Source organism: Cellulomonas sp. P1_C4 (genome assembly GCF_056406355.1).
In genome coordinates, this window is the sequence record NZ_JBFUAI010000010.1 from 116,387 (window position 1) to 143,325 (window position 26,939).

30 protein-coding genes are annotated in these 26,939 nt (G+C 73.1%); 20 read left to right on the plus strand and 10 right to left on the minus strand.

Annotation, left to right across the window (positions count from 1 at the left end; genetic code table 11):
- The first annotated feature begins 160 nt into the window (after window positions 1-160).
- The 3 genes from AC1DYZ_RS09845 to AC1DYZ_RS09855 all read left to right on the plus strand — a co-directional run bounded on the left by AC1DYZ_RS09845 (window position 161) and on the right by AC1DYZ_RS09855 (window position 4,881).
- A complete protein-coding gene (locus AC1DYZ_RS09845; RefSeq protein ID WP_477065018.1) occupies window positions 161-2,953 on the plus strand; it encodes a cellulose binding domain-containing protein in 2,793 nt (930 codons plus the stop codon).
- A 144-nt stretch (window positions 2,954-3,097) separates the two neighbouring features.
- Window positions 3,098-4,582, plus strand: a complete 1,485-nt coding sequence (mqo, locus tag AC1DYZ_RS09850; protein ID WP_477065019.1) for a malate dehydrogenase (quinone) — start codon at window positions 3,098-3,100, stop codon at window positions 4,580-4,582.
- A gap of 23 nt (window positions 4,583-4,605) precedes the next feature.
- The gene (locus AC1DYZ_RS09855) at window positions 4,606-4,881 is read left to right on the plus strand and encodes a hypothetical protein (protein ID WP_477065020.1); all 276 of its coding nucleotides are present in this window, start codon (window positions 4,606-4,608) and stop codon (window positions 4,879-4,881) included.
- Here the strand turns inward: AC1DYZ_RS09855 and AC1DYZ_RS09860 are convergent.
- The 3 genes from AC1DYZ_RS09860 to AC1DYZ_RS09870 are packed head-to-tail and all read right to left on the minus strand — an operon-like array spanning window position 4,878 to window position 6,296.
- Window positions 4,878-5,222 carry a DUF2277 domain-containing protein gene (locus tag AC1DYZ_RS09860; protein ID WP_477065021.1) on the minus strand — a complete coding sequence of 115 codons (345 nt, stop codon included), beginning with the start codon at window positions 5,220-5,222 and terminating at the stop codon, window positions 4,878-4,880. The genes AC1DYZ_RS09855 and AC1DYZ_RS09860 overlap by 4 nt on opposite strands.
- Window positions 5,223-5,232: 10 nt before the next feature.
- Window positions 5,233-5,829, minus strand: a complete 597-nt coding sequence (locus tag AC1DYZ_RS09865) for a methylated-DNA--[protein]-cysteine S-methyltransferase (protein WP_477065022.1) — start codon at window positions 5,827-5,829, stop codon at window positions 5,233-5,235.
- The gene (locus AC1DYZ_RS09870; RefSeq protein WP_477065023.1) at window positions 5,826-6,296 is read right to left on the minus strand and encodes an RNA polymerase sigma factor; all 471 of its coding nucleotides are present in this window, start codon (window positions 6,294-6,296) and stop codon (window positions 5,826-5,828) included. The genes AC1DYZ_RS09865 and AC1DYZ_RS09870 overlap by 4 nt, the downstream gene beginning before the upstream one ends.
- Before the next feature lie 62 nt (window positions 6,297-6,358).
- Here AC1DYZ_RS09870 and AC1DYZ_RS09875 point away from each other — a divergent pair, with 62 nt between their 5' ends.
- From AC1DYZ_RS09875 to AC1DYZ_RS09910, 8 genes are all read left to right on the plus strand, one after another.
- The gene (locus tag AC1DYZ_RS09875) at window positions 6,359-7,333 is read left to right on the plus strand and encodes a pirin family protein (protein WP_477065024.1); all 975 of its coding nucleotides are present in this window, start codon (window positions 6,359-6,361) and stop codon (window positions 7,331-7,333) included.
- Window positions 7,330-7,815, plus strand: coding sequence for a YbaK/EbsC family protein (locus AC1DYZ_RS09880; protein WP_477065025.1), 486 nt, complete (start codon window positions 7,330-7,332; stop codon window positions 7,813-7,815). The genes AC1DYZ_RS09875 and AC1DYZ_RS09880 overlap by 4 nt, the downstream gene beginning before the upstream one ends.
- A 72-nt stretch (window positions 7,816-7,887) precedes the next feature.
- On the plus strand, window positions 7,888-9,561 hold the full coding sequence (locus AC1DYZ_RS09885; RefSeq protein WP_477065026.1) for an NAD(P)/FAD-dependent oxidoreductase: 1,674 nt from the start codon (window positions 7,888-7,890) through the stop codon (window positions 9,559-9,561).
- Entirely contained in the window at window positions 9,558-11,045 is a 1,488-nt protein-coding gene (locus AC1DYZ_RS09890; protein ID WP_477065027.1) for an ATP-binding protein, read from the plus strand. The genes AC1DYZ_RS09885 and AC1DYZ_RS09890 overlap by 4 nt, the downstream gene beginning before the upstream one ends.
- Window positions 11,042-11,386 carry a UBP-type zinc finger domain-containing protein gene (locus tag AC1DYZ_RS09895; protein ID WP_477065028.1) on the plus strand — a complete coding sequence of 115 codons (345 nt, stop codon included), beginning with the start codon at window positions 11,042-11,044 and terminating at the stop codon, window positions 11,384-11,386. The genes AC1DYZ_RS09890 and AC1DYZ_RS09895 overlap by 4 nt, the downstream gene beginning before the upstream one ends.
- 145 nt (window positions 11,387-11,531) lie before the next feature.
- Window positions 11,532-12,551 carry an ANTAR domain-containing protein gene (locus tag AC1DYZ_RS09900; protein WP_477065029.1) on the plus strand — a complete coding sequence of 340 codons (1,020 nt, stop codon included), beginning with the start codon at window positions 11,532-11,534 and terminating at the stop codon, window positions 12,549-12,551.
- Between the two features lie 13 nt (window positions 12,552-12,564).
- Window positions 12,565-14,469: a SpoIIE family protein phosphatase gene (locus AC1DYZ_RS09905; protein ID WP_477065030.1), complete on the plus strand. Its 1,905-nt coding sequence runs from the start codon at window positions 12,565-12,567 to the stop codon at window positions 14,467-14,469.
- 89 nt (window positions 14,470-14,558) lie between these two features.
- Window positions 14,559-16,109: an esterase/lipase family protein gene (locus AC1DYZ_RS09910; protein WP_477065031.1), complete on the plus strand. Its 1,551-nt coding sequence runs from the start codon at window positions 14,559-14,561 to the stop codon at window positions 16,107-16,109.
- Window position 16,110: 1 nt separating this feature from the next.
- On the opposite strand, the gene AC1DYZ_RS09915 is transcribed toward AC1DYZ_RS09910, so the two are convergent.
- The gene (locus AC1DYZ_RS09915) at window positions 16,111-16,845 is read right to left on the minus strand and encodes an anti-sigma factor family protein (RefSeq protein ID WP_477065032.1); all 735 of its coding nucleotides are present in this window, start codon (window positions 16,843-16,845) and stop codon (window positions 16,111-16,113) included.
- Window positions 16,842-17,348 carry a sigma-70 family RNA polymerase sigma factor gene (locus tag AC1DYZ_RS09920; RefSeq protein WP_456824745.1) on the minus strand — a complete coding sequence of 169 codons (507 nt, stop codon included), beginning with the start codon at window positions 17,346-17,348 and terminating at the stop codon, window positions 16,842-16,844. The genes AC1DYZ_RS09915 and AC1DYZ_RS09920 overlap by 4 nt, the downstream gene beginning before the upstream one ends.
- A 149-nt stretch (window positions 17,349-17,497) precedes the next feature.
- On the opposite strand from AC1DYZ_RS09920, the gene AC1DYZ_RS09925 reads away from it, so the two are divergent.
- Window positions 17,498-18,013: a COG4315 family predicted lipoprotein gene (locus AC1DYZ_RS09925; RefSeq protein ID WP_477065033.1), complete on the plus strand. Its 516-nt coding sequence runs from the start codon at window positions 17,498-17,500 to the stop codon at window positions 18,011-18,013.
- A gap of 44 nt (window positions 18,014-18,057) precedes the next feature.
- Here the strand turns inward: AC1DYZ_RS09925 and AC1DYZ_RS09930 are convergent, their stop codons facing one another.
- Window positions 18,058-18,447 carry a VOC family protein gene (locus tag AC1DYZ_RS09930; RefSeq protein ID WP_477065034.1) on the minus strand — a complete coding sequence of 130 codons (390 nt, stop codon included), beginning with the start codon at window positions 18,445-18,447 and terminating at the stop codon, window positions 18,058-18,060.
- Between the two features lie 168 nt (window positions 18,448-18,615).
- Between AC1DYZ_RS09930 and AC1DYZ_RS09935 the strand changes: the two genes are divergently transcribed.
- From AC1DYZ_RS09935 to AC1DYZ_RS09955, 5 genes are all read left to right on the plus strand, one after another.
- Window positions 18,616-19,491 carry a sigma-70 family RNA polymerase sigma factor gene (locus AC1DYZ_RS09935; protein ID WP_477065035.1) on the plus strand — a complete coding sequence of 292 codons (876 nt, stop codon included), beginning with the start codon at window positions 18,616-18,618 and terminating at the stop codon, window positions 19,489-19,491.
- A 31-nt stretch (window positions 19,492-19,522) separates the two neighbouring features.
- On the plus strand, window positions 19,523-20,089 hold the full coding sequence (locus AC1DYZ_RS09940) for a DUF6529 family protein (protein ID WP_477065036.1): 567 nt from the start codon (window positions 19,523-19,525) through the stop codon (window positions 20,087-20,089).
- Between the two features lies 1 nt (window position 20,090).
- Window positions 20,091-20,534: a Rieske (2Fe-2S) protein gene (locus AC1DYZ_RS09945; protein ID WP_477065037.1), complete on the plus strand. Its 444-nt coding sequence runs from the start codon at window positions 20,091-20,093 to the stop codon at window positions 20,532-20,534.
- Window positions 20,535-20,805: 271 nt separating this feature from the next.
- The gene (locus AC1DYZ_RS09950) at window positions 20,806-21,255 is read left to right on the plus strand and encodes a DUF6325 family protein (protein WP_456824751.1); all 450 of its coding nucleotides are present in this window, start codon (window positions 20,806-20,808) and stop codon (window positions 21,253-21,255) included.
- 34 nt (window positions 21,256-21,289) lie between these two features.
- Window positions 21,290-21,601, plus strand: a complete 312-nt coding sequence (locus AC1DYZ_RS09955) for an SHOCT domain-containing protein (RefSeq protein ID WP_456824752.1) — start codon at window positions 21,290-21,292, stop codon at window positions 21,599-21,601.
- A 63-nt stretch (window positions 21,602-21,664) separates the two neighbouring features.
- On the opposite strand, the gene AC1DYZ_RS09960 is transcribed toward AC1DYZ_RS09955, so the two are convergent.
- From AC1DYZ_RS09960 to AC1DYZ_RS09970, 3 genes are read right to left on the minus strand one after another with little or no spacing between them, the layout of a single operon-like run.
- Complete coding sequence (locus AC1DYZ_RS09960) at window positions 21,665-22,078, minus strand: nitroreductase family deazaflavin-dependent oxidoreductase (protein ID WP_477065038.1); 414 nt, start codon at window positions 22,076-22,078, stop codon at window positions 21,665-21,667.
- An 8-nt stretch (window positions 22,079-22,086) separates the two neighbouring features.
- Window positions 22,087-23,115: a LacI family DNA-binding transcriptional regulator gene (locus AC1DYZ_RS09965; RefSeq protein WP_477065039.1), complete on the minus strand. Its 1,029-nt coding sequence runs from the start codon at window positions 23,113-23,115 to the stop codon at window positions 22,087-22,089.
- Window positions 23,112-23,666: a CGNR zinc finger domain-containing protein gene (locus AC1DYZ_RS09970; protein ID WP_477065040.1), complete on the minus strand. Its 555-nt coding sequence runs from the start codon at window positions 23,664-23,666 to the stop codon at window positions 23,112-23,114. Before AC1DYZ_RS09970 ends, AC1DYZ_RS09965 begins: the two co-directional genes overlap by 4 nt.
- Window positions 23,667-23,748: 82 nt before the next feature.
- Here AC1DYZ_RS09970 and AC1DYZ_RS09975 point away from each other — a divergent pair, with 82 nt between their 5' ends.
- Window positions 23,749-24,711, plus strand: coding sequence for an EamA family transporter (locus tag AC1DYZ_RS09975; RefSeq protein ID WP_477065041.1), 963 nt, complete (start codon window positions 23,749-23,751; stop codon window positions 24,709-24,711).
- A 1-nt stretch (window position 24,712) separates the two neighbouring features.
- On the opposite strand, the gene AC1DYZ_RS09980 is transcribed toward AC1DYZ_RS09975, so the two are convergent.
- Window positions 24,713-25,225 carry a tetratricopeptide repeat protein gene (locus AC1DYZ_RS09980; RefSeq protein WP_477065042.1) on the minus strand — a complete coding sequence of 171 codons (513 nt, stop codon included), beginning with the start codon at window positions 25,223-25,225 and terminating at the stop codon, window positions 24,713-24,715.
- Window positions 25,226-25,284: 59 nt separating this feature from the next.
- On the opposite strand from AC1DYZ_RS09980, the gene AC1DYZ_RS09985 reads away from it, so the two are divergent.
- Window positions 25,285-25,761, plus strand: a complete 477-nt coding sequence (locus tag AC1DYZ_RS09985) for a PPOX class F420-dependent oxidoreductase (protein WP_477065043.1) — start codon at window positions 25,285-25,287, stop codon at window positions 25,759-25,761.
- 40 nt (window positions 25,762-25,801) lie between these two features.
- Window positions 25,802-26,935 (plus strand): DNA polymerase ligase N-terminal domain-containing protein, encoded by a 1,134-nt coding sequence (locus AC1DYZ_RS09990; RefSeq protein WP_477065044.1) that lies wholly within the window; start codon window positions 25,802-25,804, stop codon window positions 26,933-26,935.
- The last annotated feature ends 4 nt before the right edge of the window (window positions 26,936-26,939 follow it).

Sequence of the window (26,939 nt, forward strand, 5' to 3'; positions counted from 1 at the left end):
CCGTGGTCGCCCGCGTCCCGTGCCGGGCTAAACGATTCGCTCCCTGCTGGAGGTTCGAAGCGCTTCGCTACGGTCGCGGCGGTCGTCGCCCAGCGGCGGTCCTCAGGGTCCCCGGCAACGCCGCCCGGAGCCCTCCCGCCTTCACGAAGGAGTGCCGCGGATGCCCGCCCCCTCGCTCGTACCCCGCACCCCCGCCAGGCTCGCGGCGGTCGCCGCCACGGGCGCMCTGGTCGCCAGCGCGTTCGTCGCCGTCGCCACCCAGGAACCCGCGCACGCCGCGACGACCCCGTACACGTGGGGGAACGTCGAGGTGGTCGGCGGCGGGTTCGTCCCCGGGATCGTCTACAACCAGTCGGAGAAGGGGCTCGTGTACGCCCGGACCGACATCGGCGGCGCGTACCGCCTGGACCAGACGACCAAGCGCTGGATCCCGCTGCTCGACAGCATCGGCTGGAGCGACTGGGGTCACAACGGCGTCCTGTCGCTGGCGACCGACCCGGTGAACCCGAACAAGGTGTTCGTCGCGGCCGGCATGTACACGAACAGCTGGGACCCGAACAACGGCGCGATCCTGCGCTCGTCGGACCGCGGTGCCACGTGGTCGAAGACCGCCCTGCCGTTCAAGGTCGGGGGCAACATGCCCGGCCGCGGCATGGGCGAACGGCTGCAGGTGGACCCCAACGACGACCGCGTCCTGTACTTCGGCACCGAGGGCGGCAACGGGCTGTGGCGCAGCACGGACTCGGGCGTCACCTGGGCCAAGGTCTCGAGCTTCACCAACGTCGGCAACTACGCGCAGGACCCGAGCGACCCGAGCGGGTACCTCACCACCAACCAGGGAGTCGTGTGGGTGACGTTCGACCCCACCAGCGGCACCACGGGGTCGCCGACGAAGACGATCTACGTCGGCGTGGCCGACAAGGACAACACCGTCTACCGGTCGACGGACGCGGGCGCGACGTGGTCGCGGATCGCCGGCCAGCCGACCGGGCTCATCGCGCACAAGGGCGTCTTCGACTCCGTCGGCAAGCAGCTCTACATCGCGACCAGCGACACCGGCGGCCCGTACGACGGCGGGCACGGCGACCTGTGGCGGCTGGACGCGGCCACCGGTGCGTGGACGCAGATCAGCCCGGTGCCGTCGAGCAGCACGGACAACTACTTCGGCTACAGCGGCCTGACGATCGACCGCCAGCACCCGAACACGATCATGGCCGTCACGCAGGTCTCGTGGTTCCCGGACATCCAGGTGTTCCGGTCCACCGACCGTGGCGCCACGTGGTCCCGCATCTGGGACTGGAACGGGTACCCGGACCGCACCCTGCGGTACTCCCTCGACATCTCGGGGGCGCCGTGGCTCGACTTCGGCAAGCGGGCCGCTCCCCCGGAGCCCAGCCCGAAGCTCGGCTGGATGACCGAGTCGTTCGAGATCGACCCGTTCGACTCGAACTCGTTCCTCTACGGCACGGGCGCCACGGTCTACGGCGGCTCCAACCTCACCGCGTGGGACACCGGCGGCAAGGTCGCCATCGGCGTCAAGGCGCAGGGGCTCGAGGAGACGGCGGTGCTCGACCTGGCCTCTCCCCCGGGCGCGACGCAGCTGATCTCCGGGCTCGGTGACATCGGCGGCTTCGTGCACAGCGACATCACCAAGGTCCCGCCGGCGTACTCGTCGACCGCGCCGGCCCTCGGCTCGATCACCGGCGTGGACTTCGCCGAGAAGACGCCCGCGACGATGGTCCGGGTGGGCAAGGGCGACGTGGGCGTGCCGCGCATCGGCATCTCGACCTCGGGCGGCAGCTCGTGGTGGGCGGGCCAGGAGCCGGCCGGCGTGACCGGTCCGGGCACGGTCGCGATGAGCGCCGACGGCAGCCGCATCGTGTGGAGCACCGACGGCGGCGGCGTGTACACGTCCTCGACGCTGGGCTCGAGCTGGACGAGGTCGACGGGCGTACCGACGGGCGCTCGCGTCGAGTCCGACCGCGTCAACCCGCTGAAGTTCTACGCGTTCTCGGCCGGCACGTTCTGGACCTCGGTGGACGGCGGCGTGACGTTCACGGCGTCGAAGGCCACGGGTCTGCCCGCGGCGGGTCCCGCCCGCTTCTCCGCGGTCTTCGGCCGGGAGGGCGACGTGTGGCTGGCGGGTGGTGACGACAAGGGCGGCGCCTACGGCCTGTGGCACTCGACCGACTCGGGCGCGACGTTCACCAGGATCGCGGCCGTCGAGCAGGGCGACACCGTCGGGTTCGGCAAGGCCGCGCCCGGCGCGTCCTACCCCGCGATCTACACGTCGTCGAAGATCGGCGGGGTCCGCGGGATCTTCCGCTCGATCGACGCCGGTGCGACATGGGTGCGGATCAACGACGACGCCCACCAGTGGGGCTGGACCGGCGAGAACGTCATCGGCGACCCCGACGTGTACGGCCGGGTCTACGTCGCGACGAACGGCCGCGGCATCATCGTCGGCAACCTGACGGGCACGGACCCGACGACGTCGCCGACGCCGACACCCACGCCGACGATCCCGAAGCCCACGGTCACCCCGACCCCGACACCCACGCCCACACCCACACCCACGGTGACCCCCACGCCGACGGTCAGCCCCACGCCGACGGTCAGCCCCACGACGCCGGCCGCCACCTGCACCGTGCGCTACACGACGTCGGACTGGAATACGGGCTTCACGGCCTCGGTCAGGATCACCAACGGCTCCTCGTCGGCGATCAACGGCTGGACGCTGGGCTTCACGTTCGCCAACGGCCAGCAGGTGACCAACGGCTGGTCGGGCGTGTACAGCCAGACCGGTGCGGCCGTGACGGTGGCCAACGCCGCCTGGAACGGCTCGATCCCGGCCGGCGGCAGCGTGGACATCGGCTTCAACGGGTCCCACACCGGGACCAACGCCACACCGGCCGCGTTCACGCTCAACGGGGCCCGCTGCGGCAACGGATGAGCCGCGGGGTGGGTGGCGCGTGACACGGACCCACCACGCACCCCGCTGACGCGGGCCCGGAGCACCCGTGCTCCGGGCCCGCGTGTGCAAGATCACAGGCTCTCGGGACCGGGGGTATCTCGACGTCAACATACGATCGAAAACGTGCCAGAACGCGAAGAGATCGTCGACGTCGTCCTCGTCGGGGGCGGGATCATGAGCGCCACGCTCGCCGCGCTCCTCACCACCCTCGAGCCCACGTGGACCGTCGAGATCCACGAGCGGCGCCCGGCGCTGGCCGAGGAGAGCTCCAACGCGTGGAACAACGCGGGCACGGGTCACGCGGCCCTCTGCGAGCTCAACTACACGCCCGAGCGCGCGGACGGCACGATCGACATCTCGAAGGCCGTGACCATCAACGAGCAGTTCGAGCTGTCGCGCGAGCTGTGGAACCACCTGTCGACGCACGACCGCCTGCCCGGCGGCGACGGCTTCCTGTCGACCACCCCGCACATGACGTTCGTGCGTGGCGCCGACAACGCCGACTACCTGCGCCGCCGGTTCGAGACGCTGCGCAAGCACCCCCTGTTCTCCGACCTCGAGTTCAGCACCGACCCCGCGCAGATCGCGCGGTGGGCCCCGCTGCTCGTCGACGACCGCGACCCGTCGGAGCCCGTCGCGGCGACGCGCGCCGCGGAGGGGACCGACGTCGACTTCGGACGCCTGACCCGCGCGATGGTCGCCGACGCCGTCGAGCGCGGCGCGCGCCTGCACACCGAGTCCGAGATCACCAAGCTCCGCCAGAAGAAGGACGGCACCTGGTCGCTGCGCATGGCCGACCGCCGCTGGAACGGCCACCTGCGCAGCCGCAAGGTCGCCGCCCGGTTCGTGTTCATCGGTGCCGGCGGTGGCGCGCTGACCCTGCTGCAGAGCTCTGGCATCCCCGAGGCCAAGGGCTTCGGAGGCTTCCCGATCAGCGGCCAGTTCCTCAAGACCACGAACCCCGAGATCGTCGCCCGGCACCAGGCGAAGGTCTACGGCAAGGCGGACATCGGCGCTCCCCCGATGTCGGTGCCGCACCTGGACACCCGCGTGGTGGACGGCGGCACGGCACTCCTGTTCGGCCCGTACGCGGGCTGGAGCATGAAGTTCCTGAAGAACGGCTCGTGGACGGACCTCATCCGGTCGATCCGGCCGAGCAACCTCATCCCGATGCTCGCGGTGGGCATCCGGAACCTCGACCTGGTCAAGTACCTGGTCGGGGAGGTCACCGCCACGGACACCGACCGCCTCCGCACGCTCCGCGCGTTCATGCCGACGGCCCACCCGCGCGACTGGGAGCTCATCACCGCCGGTCAGCGCGTCCAGGTCATCAAGAAGGACAAGGCCAAGGGCGGCGTGCTGGAGTTCGGCACCGAGCTGATCACGTCCGCCGACGGCTCCATCGCGGGCCTGCTGGGCGCCTCGCCGGGCGCGTCGACGGCCGTCGCCACCATGCTCGACCTCCTCGAGCGCTGCTTCCCCGAGCACGCCGAGGCGTGGCGGCCGCGCCTGCGCGAGATGATGCCGAGCCTCGGTGGCGGCGAGTGGGACGAGTCGTTCGAGCTCGACCAGCTGGTCGACGACGAGCAGATCCGGGCCGAGAACTGAGCCTGCTGCGCCAGGATGGGCTCGTGGCTGAACCCGTGGAGAACCCCGTCCAGCCCGTGAGCGCCGAGATGCGCCACGCCAAGGTCCGCGCCGCCACCGAGCACACGACCGTGGGTCAGGTGACGCAGACCGACGACGGTCGGGTGACGATCGCCTGCGCGTGCGGCATGGAGCTCACCAACGGACCCACCTGGTCGCTCGACGAGCACATCCGCCTGCACCGGGCCGAGGCCCGGTTCCTGGCGCTCGCGGCCGTCGCGCCGAACGGCATCCCCCGCCTGGTGCGCTGGCCCCTCTAGACCCCGGCGTGCTCGTGCACGTGGTCATCCTCGTGCTCGTGGGGCAGCCCCAGCTCGTGCGCCCGCTCGTGCGCCTCCCGTGCGGCGATCCGCGCCTGCACGTCCGCGCGTCGCAGCGGCGGCACCGTGGTCGGCGGCTGCCGGCGGGCGGGCAGCTCGTCGAGCAGGCGGGCCGTGATGGCGGCGACCTGTCGGACGGCGTCCTCGAAGGGCTCCCGGGTGGCGTCGCTCAGCGACTGGACCCCCGTCACCTTGCGGACGTACTGCCGCGCGGCGGCCTCGATCTCCTCCGAGGTGGCGGGTGGCTCGAGCCCTCGGAGCGTGGTGATGTTCCGGCACATGGCGACGACGCTACGCCGCCACACCGACACGCGTCTCGAGCTCGAGGAGCGTCATCTTGGCCTCCGCTCCCCCGGCGTACTGGCCGGGTGAGCCGTCCGAGCGCACCACGCGGTGGCACGGCAGCACGAGTGGCAGGGGGTTGAGCGCGCAGGCCGTGCCGACCGCCCGCACCGCCCGCGGGCTGCCGGCGAGGGTCGCCATCGCCGCATAGCTCGCGGTCCGGCCGTAGGCGATGTCCGGCAGGTGCAGGACGACGTCCCGGCGGAAGCCGCGCAGCAGCTGCAGGTCGAGCGGCACGTCGAACGCGGTGCGCCGGCCCGCGAAGTACTCGTCGAGCTCGCGGGCGACGTCGTCGAGCTGCTGCGGCGCCTCCAGGACGCGGGGGCTCACCGAGGACGCCAGCGCGGACAGCACGGCGTCGTGGTCCTGGACCTCGAAGGCGACCCGGACCAGGCCCGCGGGCGTGCGCGCCAGCAGCAACCGGCCCACGGGGCTGTCGACGGTGCGGTAGGCGACGTCGAGCAGCCCGTCGGCGGCGGCCCGGGCCGCCAGGTCGCGGTGCAGGCGAGCGAGGTCGTCGGCGCTGACGTCGGGAATCTCGATCATGATCCCTCCTGGTCGGTCACGGTGCGGCGCAGGGTGGCCACACCGTCGGACGCCGCTCGCCGCGCGGCCGCGGCCGTGCCGCCGACGAGCGCGGCGACGTCGTCGTAGGGCAGCCCGCCGAGGTGGTGGTACGCGACCACCTGGCGCTGCTTGGACGGCAGCGCGGCCAGCGCTGCCCACAGGTCCAGGTCGCGGCCGTCGGGGCGCACCGGTCGGTCCGGGACGTCCGCCACCGGCACGGCGTGCCGGGCGGCGCGGCGCACCACGTCGATCGCCTTGCGGTGGGCGATCGTCACGAGCCAGGCCTCGACGTTGGCGTCGGCGGGCAGCGACGGGTAGGCGCGGAGCGCGGCGAGGAACGTCTCCGACCACGCGTCGTCGGCGTCGGCCGGGCCGAGCACCGCACGGCACACGCGCAGCACCGTGGGCCCGTGGACCACGACCACCCGCTCGAACGGTTCCTTCACGCTCACAGTGTGCAGACGCGCAAGGCCCCCCGCGTGTGAGGTCCGACTTCTAGTGTGGCCTCATGACGAACCTCGAGGTGCGGCCCGTGCCGGAAGTGTGCGACCTCGTGCCCTCGCACGGACCCGTGGTGGAGCTGCACGAGGCGCGCGACGTGCCCCTCGGCGGGGTGCGCGCGATGCGCGTGCGGCGGACGCTCCCCCAGCGGGCCCTGCCGACGGTCGGCGCGTGGTGCTTCCTCGACGAGTTCGGTCCCCAGCACGTGGACATGAAGGTGCTCCCGCACCCGCACACCGGCCTGCAGACGGTCACCTGGCCGGTCTCCGGACAGATCCTGCATCGCGACAGCGTCGGGTCCGAGGCGGTGGTCCGGCCCGGGCAGCTCAACCTCATGACGGCGGGGCACGGGGTCGCGCACTCCGAGTTCTCGCTCGGCGTCGAGCCCCTGCTGCACGCGGTGCAGCTGTGGGTCGCGCTGCCCGACGGGGTGGCCGCCGGCCCGCCGGGGTTCGTCCAGGTGGGCGACCTGCCCGTGTGGGAGGGGCCGCGGGCGCGCGCCACCGTGTTCATCGGCGACCTCGACGGCACCTGGTCCCCGGCCCGCGTGCACACCCCGCTGCTCGGGGCCGAGATCGTCCTCGACGCGCACGCCGACCTCGAGATCCCGCTGGTCCGCGGCTTCGAGCACGCGGTGCTGCTGCTGGGCGGCTCCGCGCAGGTGGCGGGCACGCCGCACACGACGAGCGGGCTGCTGTACCTCGGCGACGGCCGGGACTCGGTCCGGCTCACCTCGCACGACGGCGCCCGACTGATGCTGCTCGGCGGTACACCCTTCGCGCACGACCTCGTCATGTGGTGGAACTTCGTCGGCCGCAACCACGCCGACATCGCCCAGGCCCGCGCCGACTGGGAGTCCGACGGCCGCGCCGAACGCTTCGGGCTGGTCGCGGGCCACGACGGCGCCCGCATCCCCGCCCCTGAGCTGCCGAACATCCGCCTCCAGCCGCGTCGCCGGCTGCCGCCGAAGGAGAACCCGTGACCGACCTCTCCCACCTGCCGACCCGCTCTCGGGTCGTCGCCTCCGCCCTCACGGACGCCGGGGTGCTCGGCGAGGTCGTGGAGCTGCCCGACTCCGCGCGGACCGCGGCCGAGGCCGCCGCGGCCGTGGGCGTCGAGGTGGGCGCCATCGCCAACAGCCTCGTCTTCTGGGCCGACGACCGGCCGCTCCTCGTGCTGACCAGCGGGCGGCACCGGGTGGACACCGGCGCCCTCGCGCGGCTGCTGGGCAAGGCTCACATCGGCCGCGCCACGCCCGACCAGGTGCGGGCGGCGACCGGGCAGGCGATCGGCGGCGTCGCCCCGCTGGGTCACCCGCAGCCGCTGGAGACGGTCGTCGATGTCGCGCTGGGCGACTACCCGCAGGTCTGGGCCGCCGGCGGGACGCCGCACACGGTGTTCCCGACGACCTTCGACGAGCTGGTCCGGATCACCGGCGGCGTCGCGCTGATGGTCGGCGACTGAAGCGCGTCGGAACCGGACAGTGCACACACTGGGCACGACGAGAGGGAACCACGTGGCGCAGGAGAGGTCCCGATGAACGGTGAGGCGGAGCGCAAGCCGGCGCTCCTGACGGTCGACGACGATCCGGCGGTCTCGCGATCCGTGGCCCGTGACCTGCGTCGACGCTACGGCGACGCGTACCGGGTGGTCCGCGCCGACTCCGGTCCCGAGGCGCTCGATGCCCTGCGCGAGCTCAAGCTGCGCGGCGACCAGGTGGCCGTCCTGCTGGCGGACCACCGCATGCCGGCGATGACGGGCATCGAGTTCCTCGAGCAGGCCATGGACATCTACCCCCAGGCGCGGCGCGTGCTGCTGACCGCGTACGCCGACACGGACGTCGCGATCGACGCCGTGAACGTGGTCGACCTCGACCACTACCTGCTCAAGCCGTGGGACCCGCCGGAGGAGAAGTTCTACCCGGTGATCGACGCGCAGCTCGAGGCGTGGGCCGCGAACCCACCCCGGGCGGTCGCCGAGACGAAGGTGGTCGGCCACCGATGGTCGGCGCGCTCGTCGGAGGTCCGCGAGTTCCTCGCCCGCAACCAGGTGCCGTACCGGTGGTACGCCAGCGACAGCCCCGAGGGCCGCGTGCTGCTCGACGTCGCCGGCGCCGACGACGCCACGCTGCCCGTCGTCGTCACCTCCGACGGCACCGTCCTCGTCGCGCCCACCGACGGGGACCTGGCGGCGCAGGTCGGGCTCTCCGTGAGCCCGTCGGAACGGTTCTACGACCTCGTCGTCATCGGCGGCGGACCCGCGGGGCTGAGCGCCGCGCTGTACGGCGCGTCGGAGGGCCTCCGCACCGCCCTCGTGGAGCGGACCGCGACCGGTGGGCAGGCCGGGCAGAGCTCCCGCATCGAGAACTACCTCGGCTTCCCCGACGGCGTCTCGGGCGCGCAGCTCACCGACCGAGCGCGACGGCAGGCGCTGAAGTTCGGCGCCGAGATCGTCATGACCCGCGACGCCGTGGGGCTCGAGGTCCACGGAGCGGCCCGGTCGGTGCGGTTCGACGACGGCAGCACGGTCGACGCGCACACGGTGATCGTGGCCAGCGGTGTCGCCTACCGCGAGCTCGACGGTCCCGGGATCGGCGCTCTGACGGGCCGCGGCGTCTACTACGGGTCCGCGCTCACCGAGGCGACCGCGTGCCTGGACCAGGACATCTACGTCGTCGGCGGCGCGAACTCCGCGGGCCAGGCCGCGATGTACCTGTCGCGGCACGCGCGGTCGGTGACGCTCGTCGTGCGCGCCGCGTCGCTGGAGCAGTCGATGTCCCGCTACCTCATCGAGCAGGTCGAGCAGAACGAGAAGATCCGGGTGCGCACCCGGTCCGAGGTGGTGGAGGCCGTCGGCGACGACCACCTCGAGCGGATCGTCCTGCGCGACGCCGACACCGGCGCGAAGGAATCCGTCGACACCGGTTGGTTGTTCGTGTTCATCGGGGCCGCCCCGCTGACCACCTGGCTGGACGGCACCGTGACACGTGACCAGCACGGGTTCGTCTGTGCCGGTCACGACCTGCTGGTCGAGGGCAAGGTGCCGGACGCCTGGCCCCTCGACCGGCCTCCGTACCACCTGGAGACGAGCGTCCCCGGGGTCTTCGCGGCCGGCGACGTGCGTGCCGAGTCCGCCAAGCGCGTGGCCTCCGCCGTCGGCGAGGGTGCCATGGCCGTGATGCTCGTCCACCGCTACCTGGAGCAGCTGTGACCACCACCGAACCCGTCCCCGCACCGCTCGCGACCACTACCCGCACCCACCTGGCGTGCGACATCGACGAGCTGCGGACCATGTTCCTGTTCGAGCGCCTGAGCGACGAGCAGCTCCTCTGGCTCTGCGGGCACGGCCACGTCGAGCACATCGACCCGGGCGTGCTGTACCGGGAGGGCGACCCGGCGACCGACTTCTACGTCATGCTCGAGGGCTCGCTCGCGATGTACCGCCGGGTGGGCGTGGACGACGTCGAGATCGCCCGCACCTCGCAGGTGGGCGTCTACGCCGGGGCATGGGCCGCCTACCTCGCGGACCGGGTGCCGCAGACGTACGCGCAGACCCTGCGCGTCCTCGAGCCGTCGCGCTACTACGTGCTGTCCGCCGACGACTTCGCCGGCTTCATGAACGACTGGTTCCCCATGGCGGTCCACCTGCTCGAGGGGCTGTTCTTCGGGCAGCAGAGCTCGCAGGCGGCCATTGGCCAGCGCGAGCGGCTGCTCGCCCTGGGCTCCCTGTCGGCCGGGCTGACGCACGAGCTGAACAACCCCGCCGCGGCGGCCACGCGGGCCACCGCCACGCTGCGCGAGCGGGTCGCGGGCATGCGGCACAAGCTCGCGCTCATCGCCTCGGGCCCGTACGACCGCGAGCAGCTGGCGCAGATCATCCACCTGCAGGAGAAGGCCGTCGTCGCGCTGGCGAAGGCCCGCGGGTCTGAGACCGTGTCGTCACCCCTCGAGGTGTCCGACCGTGAGGACGAGCTGGGCGACTGGATGGAGGACCACCGCATCGCGGGCGGCTGGGAGCTGGCGCCCAGCTTCGTCGCGGCGGACCTCGGCCCGGCATGGCTCGACATGGTGGCGTCCTGCGTGGGCGAAGAGGTGCTCGAGGGCGCCGTCCGGTGGCTGGCGTACACGCTGGAGACCGAGTCGCTGATGAACGAGGTCGAGGACGCCACCGGGCGGATCTCCAACCTGGTCGGCGCCGCGAAGCAGTACTCGCAGATCGGCCGGGCGCCCGACCAGACGGTCGACGTGCACGAGCTGCTGGACAGCACGCTCACCATGCTCGAGCGCCAGCTGGGCGACGGGATCACGGTGGTCCGCGACTACGACCGCACGCTCCCCCCGATCCACGTGTTCGCCGCCGAGCTCAACCAGGTGTGGACCAACCTCATCGACAACGCGGCGCAGGCGATGGAGGGCCACGGCACCCTCACGCTGAGCACCCACCGGGTCGACGACTGGCTCGAGGTCGTGGTCGCGGACACCGGCCCGGGCATCCCCGACGCCGTCGTCGGGCGCATCTTCGAGCCGTTCTTCACCACCAAGCCCGTCGGCTCCGGCACCGGTCTGGGGCTCGACATCTCGTGGCGGATCGTCGTCGGCAAGCACCACGGCGACCTGTCCGTCACCTCCGAGCCCGGCGACACGCAGTTCCGTGTCCGCCTGCCCTACTCCCCGACGGAAGGACCCACGCCGTGACCGAGACCGCCATCGACCCGTCGGTGCCACCCAGCGGCACCGGGTGCCTCGAGTGCGACGCGACCCAGGGCTGGTGGTTCCACCTGCGCCGCTGTGCCACCTGCGGACACGTCGGGTGCTGCGACACGTCGCCCTCTCAGCACGCGACCGCGCACTTCCGTGAGACCGGGCACCCCATCGTGCGGACGTTCGAGCCGGGCGAGGACTGGTTCTGGGACTACCCGGCCGACGACTACATCGACGGTCCCCCGCTCGCCGCCCCGGAGCACCGTCCCGTCGAGCAGACCGTCCCCGGCCCCGCCGGGCGAGTTCCCGACAACTGGCGCCGACTTCTGCACTGACCCCTCCCGACGGGCTGCGCCCCCGTTTCCGACATATCCTGCGGGTCGCACGTTGGCGGCCTCGACGACCGCTCGACGCACACCGGGTTCAGCCACGAGCCCATGAGCCGGCTCCCGCCCCGACGGGGGCACCGCGGAGGACGTCGTGCACACCCCCACACCCATCCCGGCGCAGGTCGGTCAGTTCCGCTACACGGCTCCGACGGGCCGCTGGTGGTGGTCCGACGGCACGTTCCGGATCCACGGCATGGCGCCGGGCGAGGTGGTGCCCACACTCGCGCTCATGTCGCGCCACGTGCACCCCGCCGACCGAGGGCGCGTGCTGGACGCCCTCGGACAGTGCGGCGTCGACGGGGAACCGTTCGGGTGCCAGTACCGGCTCCTCGACCTCGGCGGCGCGGAGCGGTCCGTCACGCTCGCCGGCGCGGGAGAGACGGGCGACGAGGGCGTGCGTACGGTCTCCGGGTTCCTGGTCGACGTCACGGCGTCCCAGCGCGATGCCGTGGCGCACCGCGTCAACGAGGAGCTCACCCAGGCGCTGAAGTCGCACGCCGTGATCGACCAGGCCAAGGGCGCCTTCATGCTCGGCTACGGCATCGACGGTGACGCGGCCTTCGAGCTGCTGCGCTGGGGCTCCCAGCAGCGCAACGTGCGGCTCCTGACGCTCGCGGAGCGGCTCGTCGCGGCCGTCGAGGGGGGCGGCGGGCTGGGCTCCGACACCAGGCAGCGGCTCGACGACTTCTTCTTCGCCAGCCTCACGTCCGCGCCCGAGGCCGTGCCCGCGCCGACGGGCCCCGGTCTCGAGATCACCTTCGACACGGTCGACGACGTGCCCGTCGTCCGCGTGCGGGGACCGGTCGACCTCGCGACCGCGCACGACCTCACCGCCGCGGTGATGCAGCTGATGATCACCGCGCGCGCCGTCGGCGTGATGGTCGTCGATCTCCGCGACGTCTCCCACCTGGGATCGGTCGGGGTCTCGGCTCTGACCGCCGCACACCGGCGAAGTGCGTCCGCAGGTGTGAGGATGYGCATAGTGCTCTGTCCCGGTGCGAGCCTCGGGCTCGCGGGAGCGCACGGGCTGGACGTCATCAGCGCTCCGGCCTCGGACACGGACGCAGCTGGCGCGTGGGACGCGCGCGGGCAGGCGGCCTCGACGAGCTGAGACAGGAGGCGCGATGGAGTCCGACGGGTACGTCGACCTCGACGCCGTCCTTCGAGCCTTCGACGACTCCCCCGGCATCCAGATCGTCGTGCGTGCCCCCGACCTCCGCATCGTCGCGGCCAATCGCGGCGCCCGCGACGCCTTCCAGCGGGGCACACTGCTCGACGTCAGCCTGCGCGACCTGCGCGACCCCGGCTTCCAGAGCGTGGTGACGGCCCTGACCGAGACCGTGCGCACCGGCGGGGTGTTCCACGACGACCAGCTGTCGCTCGTGGCCGACTGGTCCGACCCGGCGTCGGGGATCTGGCTCGACCTGACCGTCACCCCCTGGCGGGACGCGGACGGGACCCTGGTGGGTGCCGTCGCCGCGGGGATCGACATCACCACGCGCCTGCGCGCCGCGCAGCTCGAGCGCGCCGGCGCCGCGACGGCCGACCAGCGGCTGGCGCGCGCCCGTGAGGTCGTCCTGCGCCTGCAGGGTGCGCTCCTCCCCTCGACCGTCCCCCTCCTGCCCCGCGTGGACGTCGCGGCGTCGTACCTCGTGGCCGRCCTGGAGCAGGCCGCGGGTGGCGACTGGTTCGACTCGGCCACGCTCCCCGACGGACGGCTGTCGCTGACCGTCGGCGACGTGGTGGGCCACGGCGTCGAGGCGTCGGCGATCATGAGCCAGCTGCGGGCCGTGCTCGCGGCCCGCCTCCTCGAGGGCGCCGGGATCCTGAGCGCCCTCGAGGCCGTCGAGGCGTTCGCCGGGCGGGTCTCGGGCGCCTTCGCCGCGACCCTCTGCGTGGCGCTGCTCGACCAGCACACCGGCGAGCTCGAGTACGCGACCCGCGGTCACCCGGCACCGCTCGTCGTCGGCCCCGACGGCGCCCGGGTGCTCCCGACCACCGGCGACGGGCCGCTGGGCTCGCGCACGGAGGGGCGGGTCGCCACCGCCACCCTGCGCGACGGGGACGCGATCGTGCTGTTCACCGACGGGCTCGTCGAGAACATCCGCCGGCCGCTGCGCGACGGGCTCGACGCCCTGGAGCGCACTGCGTTCGACGCGTACATCGACGGGTCGGCCGGCGCGTCCGTGGCGGGACGGATCTGCCAGCAGCTGCCCGCGGTGCTCATCGACGACGGCTTCACCGACGACGTGACCGTGCTCGCGGCCCACCGCCGGCCAGCACCGGCCCCTCTGGACCTGCACGTGTCCGCGGACCCCGGTCAGCTGGCGCGGGTGCGTGGCGCGGTGGACGCGTGGGGGCTCGGGGTCGGGCTGGGCTCGCGCGACCGCTCCGCGCTCGTCCTCGGCGTGTCCGAGGTGATGGCGAACGCCGTGGAGCACGCGTACCGCGAGAACGACGGCAACCCGGTCGGCGCCGTGGAGGTGCACGCCACCATCCGCGACGACGCCATGATCGAGGTCGTCGTCCGCGACCACGGGCGCTGGCGCGAGCCCGACCGCGATCCCGGGGAGCGCGGGCGCGGGTTCAGCATGATGGCCTCCGCCGGCCTGCAGGTCGCCGTCGAGACCGGACCGGACGGCACCGTCGTGACGTTGGAGTGCCCGGCTCGTCGGCCGGCACCCGTCGACCAGGCCGACGCCGTCTCCGAGTCCGCGACCCGGGCCGCCGCGCCGCTCGAGCTGCACTCCGACGCGAGCGACGGTCACGTGGTCCGGGTGGGCGGCGCCGTCGACCACCGGGCCGCCGCAGCCCAGGTCGAGGCCGAGATCCTGCGGCTGTCCCGCAACGGCCTGGTCCCGGTCACGGTCGACCTGCGCGATGTGATCCACCTCGGCAGCGCCGGGGTGCGCGTCCTGGAGTCGCTCCTGCGGACCATCGGGCAGCTGCGGGTCGTCGCGCCGCCGGGGACCCCCGCGGCGCAGACGCTGGAGGTGGCCGGCACGCCGTTCCTCTCGTCACAGGCCTGATCCGCTGGAAGGATCGGTATCCACGAGCGTCCCGGCGCCTCCTTCGCAGTGTCGCGAGGGCGAGGGCCCCTCGGAGCGGAGGTGCTCGGATGGGTGACGAGACCGGCGGCAGGCTCCCGGTGATCTACGTGCGCGGGTTCGCAGGCGGACCCTCCGGCATCAACACCGCCGTGGACGACCCGTTCTACGGGTTCAACGAGGGATCGGTGCAGGTGCGCGTCGACGACACCGACCGGCCCGCGTTCCACCAGTTCGAGAGCCCGCTCCTGCGGCTGATGATCGACCACGGGTACCAGCTGCTCGTGCAGGGCAACCAGGGTGCGTACCTCGAGCAGCGGCCCGACAGCTCCATCGACCCCGCGACGATCTGGGTCCACCGGTTCTACGACGAGTTCGCGCCGAACCTCGCCAAGGACCCCAACGCCTTCAGCATCGAGCGGGCCGCGGAGAGCCTCTTCGCCCTGGTGACGCTCGTGCGGCGCAAGACCGGTGCGCCACGGGTCTTCCTGGTCGCCCACTCGATGGGCGGCCTGATCGTGCGGTCGATGATCCAGAAGGTCGCACCCGAGCAGACCGACGGGTCGCCCGACGCCGCCAAGGCGTTCGTCGACCGGGTCTTCACGTACGCCACGCCGCACGGCGGGATCGAGTTCGCCATCGGCTTCGGCGCCCTCGAGAAGCTGCGCGACCTCACCGGCCTGGCCGGGGCCGACATCTTCGGCCCCGCCCGCATGTACCAGTACCTGACGCCGACGGCCTCGACGAAGAGGCGCGTGCCGGACGGCTGGGACGCCACCGAGATGCCGGACGACGGGTTCCCGAAGGACCGGTTCTTCTGCCTGGTCGGGACCAACCCGACCGACTACACCTCGGCGCTCGGCCTGTCCGCCAAGGCCGTCGGTGCGCGCAGCGACGGCCTCGTCCAGATCGAGAACGCCTACGTGCGGGGCACTCCCCGGGCGCTCGTGCACCGCAGCCACTCCGGCCGGTTCGGCATCGTCAACTCCGAGGAGGGCTACCAGAACCTCCAGCGCTTCCTCTTCGGCGACGTCGAGGTGCGGGCTCAGCTCACGGACGTCGTGGTGCCGGGCACACCCGACGACGACACCGTGTGGCAGCTGGAGGCGTCCCTGTCCATCCGTGGCCTGCCCGTGGTGCTGCACGAGCAGAGCACCGCCCACCTGTGCCCCATCCAGCTGGAGCGGCCGAAGACCCCCGACACCACGAGCACGCCAGTGCCGCTGGTGCGCACGTTCCTGTCGACGAAGGCCGCCCGCCCCGACGTCCCGACGATGCGGCACGTCCTGCAGCTCCGGCTCCTCTCGCTGCGCAAGAAGGACCATCTGCTCTCCTTCCTCGACCACCTCGAGCAGACCGCGGACTGGGCCGACGTGCTCGTGGTCGACATCGCGTTCCCGACGGACGGCGGCGCGCCCCGCTCGTGGGCCGTCTGGAACTCGTCGCTGCGCACGGCGATCCGGGACTGGGTGCCCGACCAGGCCAGCGACCAGCAGCTCCAGGACCTCGACTCGGCCACCGGGAGCTGGCTGGCCCGGATCCAGCTGCCGGTCGCGGCGCGTGAGCTGCTCGGGGAGCAGGCCGCGATCACCATCTCGGTGAACGGTCGCGTGCCCGCTTGAGCTAGGTCCGGGCGGCGGCGAGGGGCGCGTCCGATCCCTCGACGCGGATCTCCACCCGGCGGATGGTGTCGGTGTCGATGCTCGACGACGCGCCGAGCCCCCGGGCGCCGACGTTGCGGGCCAGCCACGTCGCCACGACCGTGCTGTCCCCGTCGGCGTCGACCAGCACGAGCTCGTACGTCGGGCCGTCGCCGTCGGGCCACGCCGCGACCGGGTAGCGGCACTCCCAGTCGATCCGGGTGCCCCACCCCTTCTTCTCCAGCGTGAGGTCGGCGCTGACCGCGACGTCGCCGACGGGTTCCAGCTGCAGCGCTGTGACCTGCGCGGTGGACGACGCCGTCGCCTGCGGCGTGCCGGCGGGCCGGTCGACCAGCGTCCCCGCGKCGCCGCCGACCACCAGCAGAGCGGCGGCCGCGGCCACGAGCCCGACCATCCGCCGCCGCCGGGACCGATGGGCCGCCCGGGCCACCGACGCMAGCTCCACGACCTCCGCCTCGGCGCCCGCCGAGGTGCCCGCAGCGGTGCCGAGCGCCGCGGCGTCGTCCGGCGAGACCATGCGCAGCAGGCCCGGCATCCCGGCCAGCTCGGCGACGGCCGCGCGGCACGACGCGCAGTCGCGCAGGTGCTCCTCGTAGGCCCGTCGGTCCTCGGGGTCGAGCGCGCCGAGCACGTACGCGGCGTCCCAGTCGCGGAACGCGTCGTCGCCGCGCCGCTCGTCGGCCTCCCGCCCGGTCATGACGAGACTCCCCTCTCCTGCAGTGCGAGGCGCAGTGCGCGCAGCGCGTAGTGCATGCGTGACTTCACGGTGCCCTCGGGGATCTGGTGCTCGCGCGCCAGCTCCGCGACGGACCTGCCGCCGTAGTAGGCGCCGACCACGACGGCGCGGTGCTCAGGCGTGAGCTGCTCGAGCGCGTCGGCCACCAACCAGCTGTCGAGGACCGCCTGCGACGCGTCGGGCTGCGGTGAGTCGGGCGCCTGGTCCGTGGTGCGTTCCCGCACGTGGCGGGCGCTGCGGCGGTCGTCGATCACGAGGTTGCGGACCACCGTGTAGAGCCACGCCCGCGTGGCACCCTCGTCGCGGGCCAGCACGTCGGGGTGCTTCCAGGCGCGGACCATCGCCTCCTGGACGACGTCCTGCGCGAGCCCGTGGTCGCCCGTGAGGCGCACGACGTAGTGCTGCAGCGGGCGCGCATAGGCCTGGTGGAGGGCACGCAGGAGCGCGTCGGGTTCCTCGCCCACGCAGCCTCCCTCCGCCGTCCTCGTCCGTCCTACTCCCTCAACGGCACAAGTCCCCCGCAGGTTCATCGAACGGTGAACCTCGACCCCTCCGGCCCCGTGGTCCAGGTAGCGGGGGCACACGGACCCGCTACCGACCAGAGGAGATCATCGTGAGACGGACCATCCTGTTCTCGATCACCGCGCTGGTGGCTGCCGCCACGCTGACGGCCTGCGGGAGCTCAGGGAACGACACCAGCGGGGGCTACGGCGACTCGACACCGTCGAGCGAGGCGTCCAGCGCCGCCAAGACGCCGGCCGCGGCAGCTGCCTCGACCGACCTCGCCACCGCCGACACGAGCCTGGGCACCGTCGTCGTGGACGGCAAAGGCATGACGGCGTACTACTTCCTCAAGGACACCAAGGGCTCGGGCGCCAGCGCGTGCTCGGGCGACTGCGCGGCGGCGTGGCCGGCCATCACGACGGAGAACCCGACCCCGACCGTCACCGGCGTGACCGGCGAGGTGGGCACCATCACCGGGACGGACGGCAAGATGCAGGTCACGATCGACGGGCGGCCGATCTACACGTTCGCCCAGGACAAGGCCCCGGGTGATGTCAACGGGCAGGGGCTCAACAGCGTCTGGTACGTCATCGCCCCGGACGGCACGGAGATCGACAGCGACTGACCACCGGCCGGGCGGCGACCGAGGGGGCCGCCGCCCGTGCCCGGTCAGTCGGCGTGCGCCTCGACGTTGAGGATGTTGCCGTCGGGGTCAGCGAACCAGACCGCGCTCATCCCGCCGCCGGAGAGGACCCCGTCGGTCCACGTGCCGGCCTCGGGAGGAAGCTCGAACGTCTGGAACGTGATGCCAGCGCTGCGCAGCGCCGCGACCTCGTCGGCGAACCTCGCCTCGGAGACCTGGAACGAGATCCCGGTCGCCTGGTTGGTGCCCGCGTAGGCCGACGGGTAGACGAGCAGCCCGCCGTTCGAGGTGCCGTAGACGACGCCCTCGGGAGCGTTACCGACGCTCGTGAACCCGAGCGTCCCCTCGTAGAACGCGCGTGCCTTCTCGAGGTCTTTGACGGCGAGGACCGGCATGGCGGCGTGGTCGGAGAGCATGAAGGCCTCCTGTGCGGGCCAGCCGTCCGTCGGCGGGCCGGCACAACGACGCTAGGCCGCCGCCGGACGGGCGTCCAGGGGCCCTGCACATCCGTGCACAACCTCACCCGTCACGTCTCGCCGCCGGGATCCGTCACGATGATGACGACCCCGCGAAAGGACCTCCCGATGACCGACGACGAGTACCTGGCCCAGCGGTTCGAGGCGAACCGCGGCCGGCTGCGGGCGGTCGCGTACCGCATGCTGGGCTCGACCAGCGAGGCCGAGGACGCGGTGCAGGACGCCTGGCTGCGGCTCGACCGTGCCGACGCCGACGGCGTGGACAACCTCGCGGGCTGGCTGACCACGGTCGTCGCGCGACTGTGCCTCGACCGGTTGCGCAGCCGGTCGTCGCGCCGCGAGGACGCGCTCGACATCGAGGTGCCGCACCCGCGCGCCGGCGCCGAGTTGGCCGTGGTGGACCCCGAGCACGAGGTCGTGCTCGCCGAGTCGGTGGGCCTCGCCATGCTCGTCGTCCTGGAGACGCTGACGCCCGCGGAGCGGCTGGCCTTCGTGCTGCACGACATGTTCGCGCTGCCGTTCGACGAGATCGCGCCCATCGTCGGCCGCACTCCCGAGGCCACCCGTCAGCTGGCCAGCCGCGCGCGGCGCCGGGTCCAGGGCGCGCCCGTGACGCCCGAGACCGACCTCTCGCGTCAGCGGGACGTCGTGGACGCGTTCCTCGCCGCCTCCCGTGGTGGTGACTTCGACGCGCTGCTCTCGATGCTCGACCCCGACGTCGAGCTGCGTGCCGACGCGGTCATCGCCCGGTTCGACGCCGCCGACGCCGACGGTGCGGACGCCGTCGCCCGGTACTTCACCGGCCGCGCGCACACCGCGGAGCTGGCGCTGCTGGGCGGCGCGGTCGGCGCCATGTGGGCACCCGGGGGCACCCCGCGCTCGGCGTTCGCGTTCACCATCGTCGACGACCTGATCGTCGAGATCCGGCTGATCATGGACCCGGTCGTCCTGCAGGAGCTCGACCCCGTCGCGCTGGGGTGGTGACCGGACGGGCGTCAGGGAGCACCATCGACGGGTGGGTACCGACGCGCACCCGGCCGACCGGCCGTCGCAGTGGGGGCTGGCCGCGCTCGGGGCCGTCGGTCTGGCCGTGGCCGCAGCGCTCGCGGCGTACGCGAAGGTGCACCCCGGCGACGGCGCCGCGCTGACGACGTTCGGCTTCAGCGGGATGCTGCAGATGAAGGCGTGGCTCACCACGGCCGCCGCCGCGCTCGTGGTCGTCCAGGTGCTCTCCGCGCTCGCGATGTGGGGGCGACTGCCGGGCGTCGCCGACCCGCCCGGGTGGGTGACCGGCCTGCACCGCTGGTCCGGCGTCGTCGCGTTCCTGATCACGCTCCCCGTGGTCTTCCACTGCGTCTGGTCGCTCGGGTTCGAGGACGGGTCGACCCGGGTGCTCGTGCACTCGGTCGCGGGCTGCGTCTTCTACGGCGTCTTCGCGGCGAAGATGCTGGCCCTGCGCCTCCGCGGGCTGCCGTCCGCGACCGTGCCGGTGCTGGGCGGGCTGCTCGCCGGCGTGCTCGTCGTCCTGTGGTTCAGCTCCGCGTACTGGTTCTTCGGCCAGTCCGGGTACGTGGGCTACTGACGTGGCCGCTCCCGAGGTCAGCCGCCGCGCGGTGCTCGAGGGCACGGGCGTCGCTCTCGTGGCCGGGGCGGCGGGGTACGTGGGGTTCGTCGCCCTCGGCCCGCCGCCGGACGCCGGCGACGACCACGGCGGCGACGACGACAGCTCCGGCAAGGGGTCGGGTCCCCTCGCCGCCCTCGCGGACGTCCCCGACGGTGGCGGTCTGGTGCTCCGCGACGAGAAGCTCGTGCTCACCCGCAGCGGCGCGACCGTGCACTGCTTCGACGCCGTCTGCACGCACCAGGGCTGCCTCGTCGGCAGCGTGAGCGGCGGCGTGATCCGCTGCCCGTGCCACGGGAGCGGGTTCGACGCCGCGACCGGCGCCGTGGTGCAGGGGCCCGCGACCGAGCCGCTCGAGACCGTCGACGTCGAGGTCACCGCCAACGGTGAGGTGGTGCGCGCATGAGGACGTTCTGGCAGCGGCTGCCGACGCTCGTGTGGATCGCCGGCGCCGCGGCGACCGCGGGTGCGCTCCTCGCGGCGTTGCGCGGCTGAGCCCCTGTCGGACGTGCGCACCCAGGCGCCACGGGGCCGTCGTCGGGACCCCGAGGGCGCCGCTCAGGACCGACACGCAATTCGGATGGACCACCACTGTCGGGCACCCAAAGCCCCTGATACGTTCACCTCGAAGCGCACGTCAGAAGCGGCAGCAGTGCCGCACGGGAGAGGACCAGCCGATGACCGATGACCTGACCGGACTCGAGGAGACGGGCCCGATCGACTACCTGGTGGTGGCATTCCCCCACGCGAAGCTCACCGGTGAGGCGTTCCCTCTCCTGGTCGACCTGGTGGACCGCGGGATCATCCGCATCCTCGACCTCGTGTTCATCCAGAAGGACGACGACGGCTCGGTCTCCGCGCTCGAGCTCAAGCAGCTGGAGGACGGCGGCGCCGACCTGACCGTGTTCGAGGGCGTCTCGTCCGGCCTGCTCGGTGAGGACGACCTGGCCGAGGCCGCGAACGCGCTCGAGCCCGGTGACGCAGCGGGCGTGCTCGTCTACGAGAACGTCTGGGCCGCCCCGTTCGCCGTCGCGCTGCGCCGCACAGGCGGGCAGCTGGTGGCCGGCGGGCGCATCCCCGTGCAGGCGGTCATCGCCGCGCTGGACGCCACCGACTCCCTCGGCTGAGCCGACCCCACCCACCACGACCAAGGAGCATCACATGCCAGGACTGATCCGCGGCGTCGCGCGCACGGCGGTCGTCGCCGGAACCGCCACCGCCGTCTCCAACCGCGTGTCGCGCCGCCAGGCTGGCCGCTGGCAGTCGCAGCAGGAGGCCGCGGCCCCCCAGCAGCAGTACGCCGAGCCCCAGCCCGTCTACGTCGCGGCGCCCCCGGCCCCGGCACCCGCTGCGGCGCCCGCCGACATGGACGCCAAGCTCGCGCAGCTCGCCCAGCTCGGCGCGCTCCGAGACGCGGGCGTCCTCAGCGACATCGAGTTCGAGGTGCAGAAGAACCGCATCCTCACCAGCTGACGGCAGACTGCCCCGGGCCCGCGTGTCGGGCCCGGGGCGGTCAGCCCTCCGGTACCGAGTCAGTCAGCCTGGCGGCACCCTGGCCACCGTCAGCACGATGAGCGGGCTCTGTTCCATCATCAGCTCCACGTCGTCCCTACCCCATCGCCGGGCGGCCGCCTCGATGAGCCGACGCCGCTCCCCCGGGTCGTCGACCACCCGAGCCGTCGCCGGGACGTCGGCGGTCACGCCGCGCTTGAGATGCACGACGACGTGCGGGTCCGCCTCGATGTTGAGCAGCCACGCGCGCTTGCGCGGGAACGGCTGGCCGGAGATGAACAGCTGCCCGTCCAGCTCGTGCAGGAAGATCTCGATCCGCCGAGGCACACCGGAGTGACGGCCTGTGGTCGTCAGGTCGATGACCTGGCTGCGGTGCAGGGCGCTGTCGACGGACGCGGGCATGCGCTCACTGTGCGCCGCGACGGACCTCGCCCGCAATCGGTGTGTCAGCGGCCGGGCGGTGCCGCGGTCGTCTCTCTGACCATGAGCTCGACCGCGACGTGCTCGCGGCGGTTCTGGGGTCGCGGGTTCTCGATGGCGTCGATCAGCAGGTGGATGCCGAACGTCGCCACGTGCGCGAGGTCCTGACGCACGGTGGTGAGGGCCCGCGTGAGGTACGACGCCTCCGGGAGGTCGTCGAAGCCGACCACGCTCACGTCGCCGGGCACGTCCCGCCCCGCGTCAGCCAGCGCACGCAGCGCTCCGATGGCCATCTGGTCGTTGGCGCAGAAGATCGCCGTGACGTCGGGGTCCGCGGCCAGGGTCGTGGCGAGCTCGTACCCGGACCGGGCGCTCCAGTCCCCGTGGAGCACCCGGGGGACGTCGGCGCCGGCCGCGACCAGGGCGTCGCGCCAGCCGTCGAGCCGGAGCCGCGCCGAACGCCACCCGAGCGGGCCGGACAGGTGGTGCACCGTGCCGTGGCCGAGACGCAGCAGGTGCTCGGTCGCATGGCGGCCGCCGGCCCGCTGGTCGGGATCGACCACGATCTCCGCCGACGAGATGCCGTATGCCCCCGACAGGCTCAGCACCGGCAGGTTCCCGATGGCCCCCGGCGCGAGCGTGAACAGCCCGACGGGCTCGTTGACCACGATCCCGTCGACGCCCTGGTCGACCAGCTCGCGCAGCGCGCCCGTGATCGCGTCCGGCTCGTCCTCGAACGTGTTGATGACCGACATCGCGTACCGCGCGCTGCGGATTGCGTGCTCGGCGCCCACCATGAGCGCCGACGGGCCGAAGTCCGTGGACCCCACGGACAGCACGCCGATGGTCCGGCTGCGGCCGAGGACCAGGTTGCGGGCCGCGCGGTTGGGTCGGTACCCGAGCTCCGCGATCGCCCGGTGCACCCGGTCGCGCACCTCGGCCCTGACGTGCGCGTCGCCGTTGATGACCCTCGACACCGTCTTCTGCGAGACCCCGGCGGCCCGGGCGACATCCATCGCGACGACGGGACGCGTCGTGCCCGGCTCGTGGGTCACGAGGCCGACTCCGCTCTGCGGGCGCGGTAGGCGGCGACGTGCGCGCGGTTCGCGCAGCCGTTGACGTCGCAGAACCTGCGCGAGCGGTTGCGGGAGAGATCCACGAGGACAGCGTCGCAGTCCTCCGCCTCGCAGTGCTGCAGGCGGTCGTACTCGTCGCTGCGCACGACGTCGGCCATCGCCATCGCGGTCTCCACCAGGATCACGGTGGCGAGCGGGGCGTTCGGCGCGGTCCCGTGCAGGTGCCAGTCGAACTGGTCGTGGCGGGCGAGGGAGGGCACCGCTCCCCCGCGCGCGAGCATCTCGTTCAGCAGCCCGGCCGCCGCGTCCCGGTCCACGTCCCAGAGCACCGAGATCTGCTCCCGGGCGTCGCGGACCCCCGTCAGCTCCGCGGCGTCGCCGTCGTGCCGCGCCGTGTAGCCCCACCGCGCGTAGTAGTCGGACACGTCGTCGACCGTCGCCATGGCGTCGTGCCCGTCCCGGCGCCGAGCGGTGTTGACCAGCTCGACGGCCGCAGCGATGTTCATCTCGGTGTCAGGTGCGAATACCACTTTGACTCCTGTCGATGGCCGCGGCTACTGTCATGAGTGTAGTCGGACTTGACTCATGACATACCCGGACAGGAGAGCGGCGATGCCCACGACCACCGCGTCGAACCGCACCGCCGGCATCGCCGCGGGGCTCGTCGCGGCCGTGGCGTTCGCCACCAGCGGTCCGGTGGTCAAGCCGCTGCTCGTCGCCGGGTGGTCGCCCGGCGCCGCGATCCTGGTACGCCTCTCGGTCGCCGCCCTGCTCCTGGCCGGTCCCGCGGCGTGGGCCCTGCGCGGCCGCTGGTACGTGCTGCGCGACGAGTGGCGCACGGTGCTCGGCTTCGGGGTGCTCGGCGTGGCCACCGCGTCGACCATGTACTACCTCGCGGTCGACCGGCTGCCCGTCGCCGTCGCCCTGCTCATCGAGTACACCGGGCCCCTGCTGCTGGTGGGCTGGCGGTGGGCGCGGGAGCGGCAGGCGCCGACCCGCGCGACCCTCGTGGGCGCCGCGCTCGCGACCGGCGGTCTCGTGCTCGTCCTCGACCTCACGGGGACCCTGGAGCTCGACCCGATCGGGCTCGCGTTCGCCCTGGTCTCCGCGGTCGGCAACGCCGCCTACTTCGCGCTCACCGGCAAGCCCACCGAGCTGCCCTCGATCAGCCTCGCCGGCGCCGGCATGGCCGTCGGCGCGGTCACGGTCGCGCTCGTCGTCGCCATCGGCATCCTGCCGGTGGCCGCGCCCGACGTCCGCGTCGACCTGCTCGGCGCGCAGGTCCACTGGATCGTGCCGCTCCTGATCGTCGCGACGGTGCCGACCGCCTTCGCGTACGGCGTCAGCGCGGTGTCGGTGCGGCTGCTCGGTGAACGCCTCGCGTCCTTCCTGGCCCTCTCCGAGGTGCTCGTCGCAGTCCTGCTCGCATGGGCCCTCGTCGGGGAGGCGCCCCTCCCGCTGCAGGGCGTCGGGATGGTGCTCGTCGTCGCCGGGATCGCGCTGGTCCGCCGTGGGACGGACGTGCCCGCGCCCGCCGTCCCGGCTCCCCGACCCGTGGTCGACGCGGTCGTCTGAGCTACTCGTCCGGACGTCCGTCCCCGAGCCACCGCGCCAGGCCGCCGAGCCCGACCGCGTAGCGGCCCAGATCCGTCGCCTCCGGGTGGGCCGTGATCACCGTCAGCAGCTGGGCCACCGCGGCGTCGGTCCGACCGGCCTCGGCGAGCGTCAGGGCGAGGAACACGCGCACCGAGTCCGACTCCGGGAACCGCGCACGGGCGTCCTGCAGGACCGCGACGGACTCGTCGAGCCGGCCCAGCCAGCGCAGCGTGCTGCCGTACTGGCACAGGCAGCGCCGCAGGTCGTCGCCGTCCAGACCGAGCGCCAGAGCCCGCTCGTACCGGACGGCCGCCTCGGCCTCGCGTCCGGCCGTGTCGTACGCGCCGGCGACCTCGAGCACGAGGACCGGGTGGTCCGGGTGCGCGGCCAGCAGCCGCTCGAAGTACGCGATGGTCGGCGCCATGTCGCTGCGGTCGCGGGCGGCGTACCCGGYGGCGATGGCGTCCCGCAGGTCGTCCGTGAGTTGGTCCACGCGAGGATCGTGCCAGCCTCGGCTGTGCTCGGCACCGGGAGACCTCCTAGCGTGGGGTCATGCCCCGCACCGTCGCCACCACCCGCACCGTCGACCTGGCCGGACTGCTCGACTTCGTCCGAGACCGGCACCACTTCGTCCTGGTCACCACCCGTGCGGACGGGCGACCCCAGGTGTCGCCCGTCAGCGGCGGCGTGGACGACCAGGGTCGCCTGGTCGTCTCGACCTATCCCGGCCGGGCCAAGGCCGTCAACGCCGCGCGCGACCCGCGGGTGAGCGTCTGCGTGCTGTCCGACGACTTCGGCGACGCGTGGGTCCAGGTCGACGGCGAGGCCGAGGTCCTGCACATGCCGGAGGCCGAGGACGCCCTGGTGGACTACTACCGGTGCATCGCCGGCGAGCACCCCGACTGGCAGGAGTACCGCGCCGCGATGCGCGTCCAGGGCAAGTCGTTGATCCGCATCACGCCGACGCGCTGGGGACCTGTCGCCACCGGCGGCTTCCCTGCTGACGTCGCGGCTCGCCTCGACGGTTGACGCCCTCGCCCGACGGGACGTCCGGCGGGAGACTCGGGACGTGCCCGATCCCACGCCCGAGGAGCCCCTCGCGGAGTACCGCGCCAAGCGGGACCCGTCGCGCACGCCCGAGCCCGTCCCTGCACCCGGGACGGGCACGCCCGCGGGCGAGGGCCGGAGCTTCGTCATCCAGGAGCATCACGCCCGCGCCCTGCACTGGGACTTCCGCCTGGAGCGCGACGGCGTCCTCGTCTCGTGGGCCGTGCCCAAGGGGCTCCCGCAGGACCAGAAGACGAACCACCTCGCGGTCCACACCGAGGACCACCCCCTCGAGTACGCGACGTTCGAGGGTCGGATCGGCGCCGGGGAGTACGGCGGCGGGCAGGTCACCGTCTGGGACCACGGCACCTACGACCTGGTGAAATGGTCGGACCGCGAGGTCCAGGTCGTGCTGCACGGCGAGCGTGTGCAGGGCCGGTACGTCCTGTTCGCCACGCGTCCGAGGGGCAAAGCCGCGGACGCACCGGACGACGGCAAGACCTGGATGGTGCACCGCATGGACCCGCCCACCCAGCCCGACTGGGAGCCGCTGCCGGTCAGCGTGCGGCCGATGCTCGCGGTGCCGGGCGACCTGCCGGCGGACGACGACGGCTGGGCGTACGAGATGCGCTGGGACGGGGGCCGCGCCGTGGCGTACGTCGACGGCGGCCGCGTGCGGCTCGTGTCCGGCGACGACCTCGACGTCACGCGGTCCTACCCGGAGATCGCGGGCATGGGCGAGCAGCTCGGGTCGACGCCCGTGGTTCTCGACGGCGAGCTCGTCGCCCTCGACGCCGGCGGCGCCCCCGACGCCGCTCGCCTGCAGCAGCGCGCGGCCGTCAGCGACGCCGCCCCCGCACGGCGCCTGGCCCGGACCGTCCCCGTCGTCTACCTGGTGGCCGACGTCCTCCACCTCGACGGGCGCTCCACCCTCGCGCTGCCGTACGACGAACGGCGTCGGCTCCTGGAGGGCCTCGGCCTGGCGGGCCCGTCGTGGCAGACTCCCCCGTCCTTCGACGGTCCCGGGGCCGACGTGCTGGCCGCGAGCCGCGAGGGCCGGCTCTCGGGCGTCCTGGTCAAGCGGCGAGCGTCGCCGTATCGCCCGGGCACCCGTTCAGCCGACTGGCTCGCGGTCGACCACGCACGCACGCGGTAGCCGG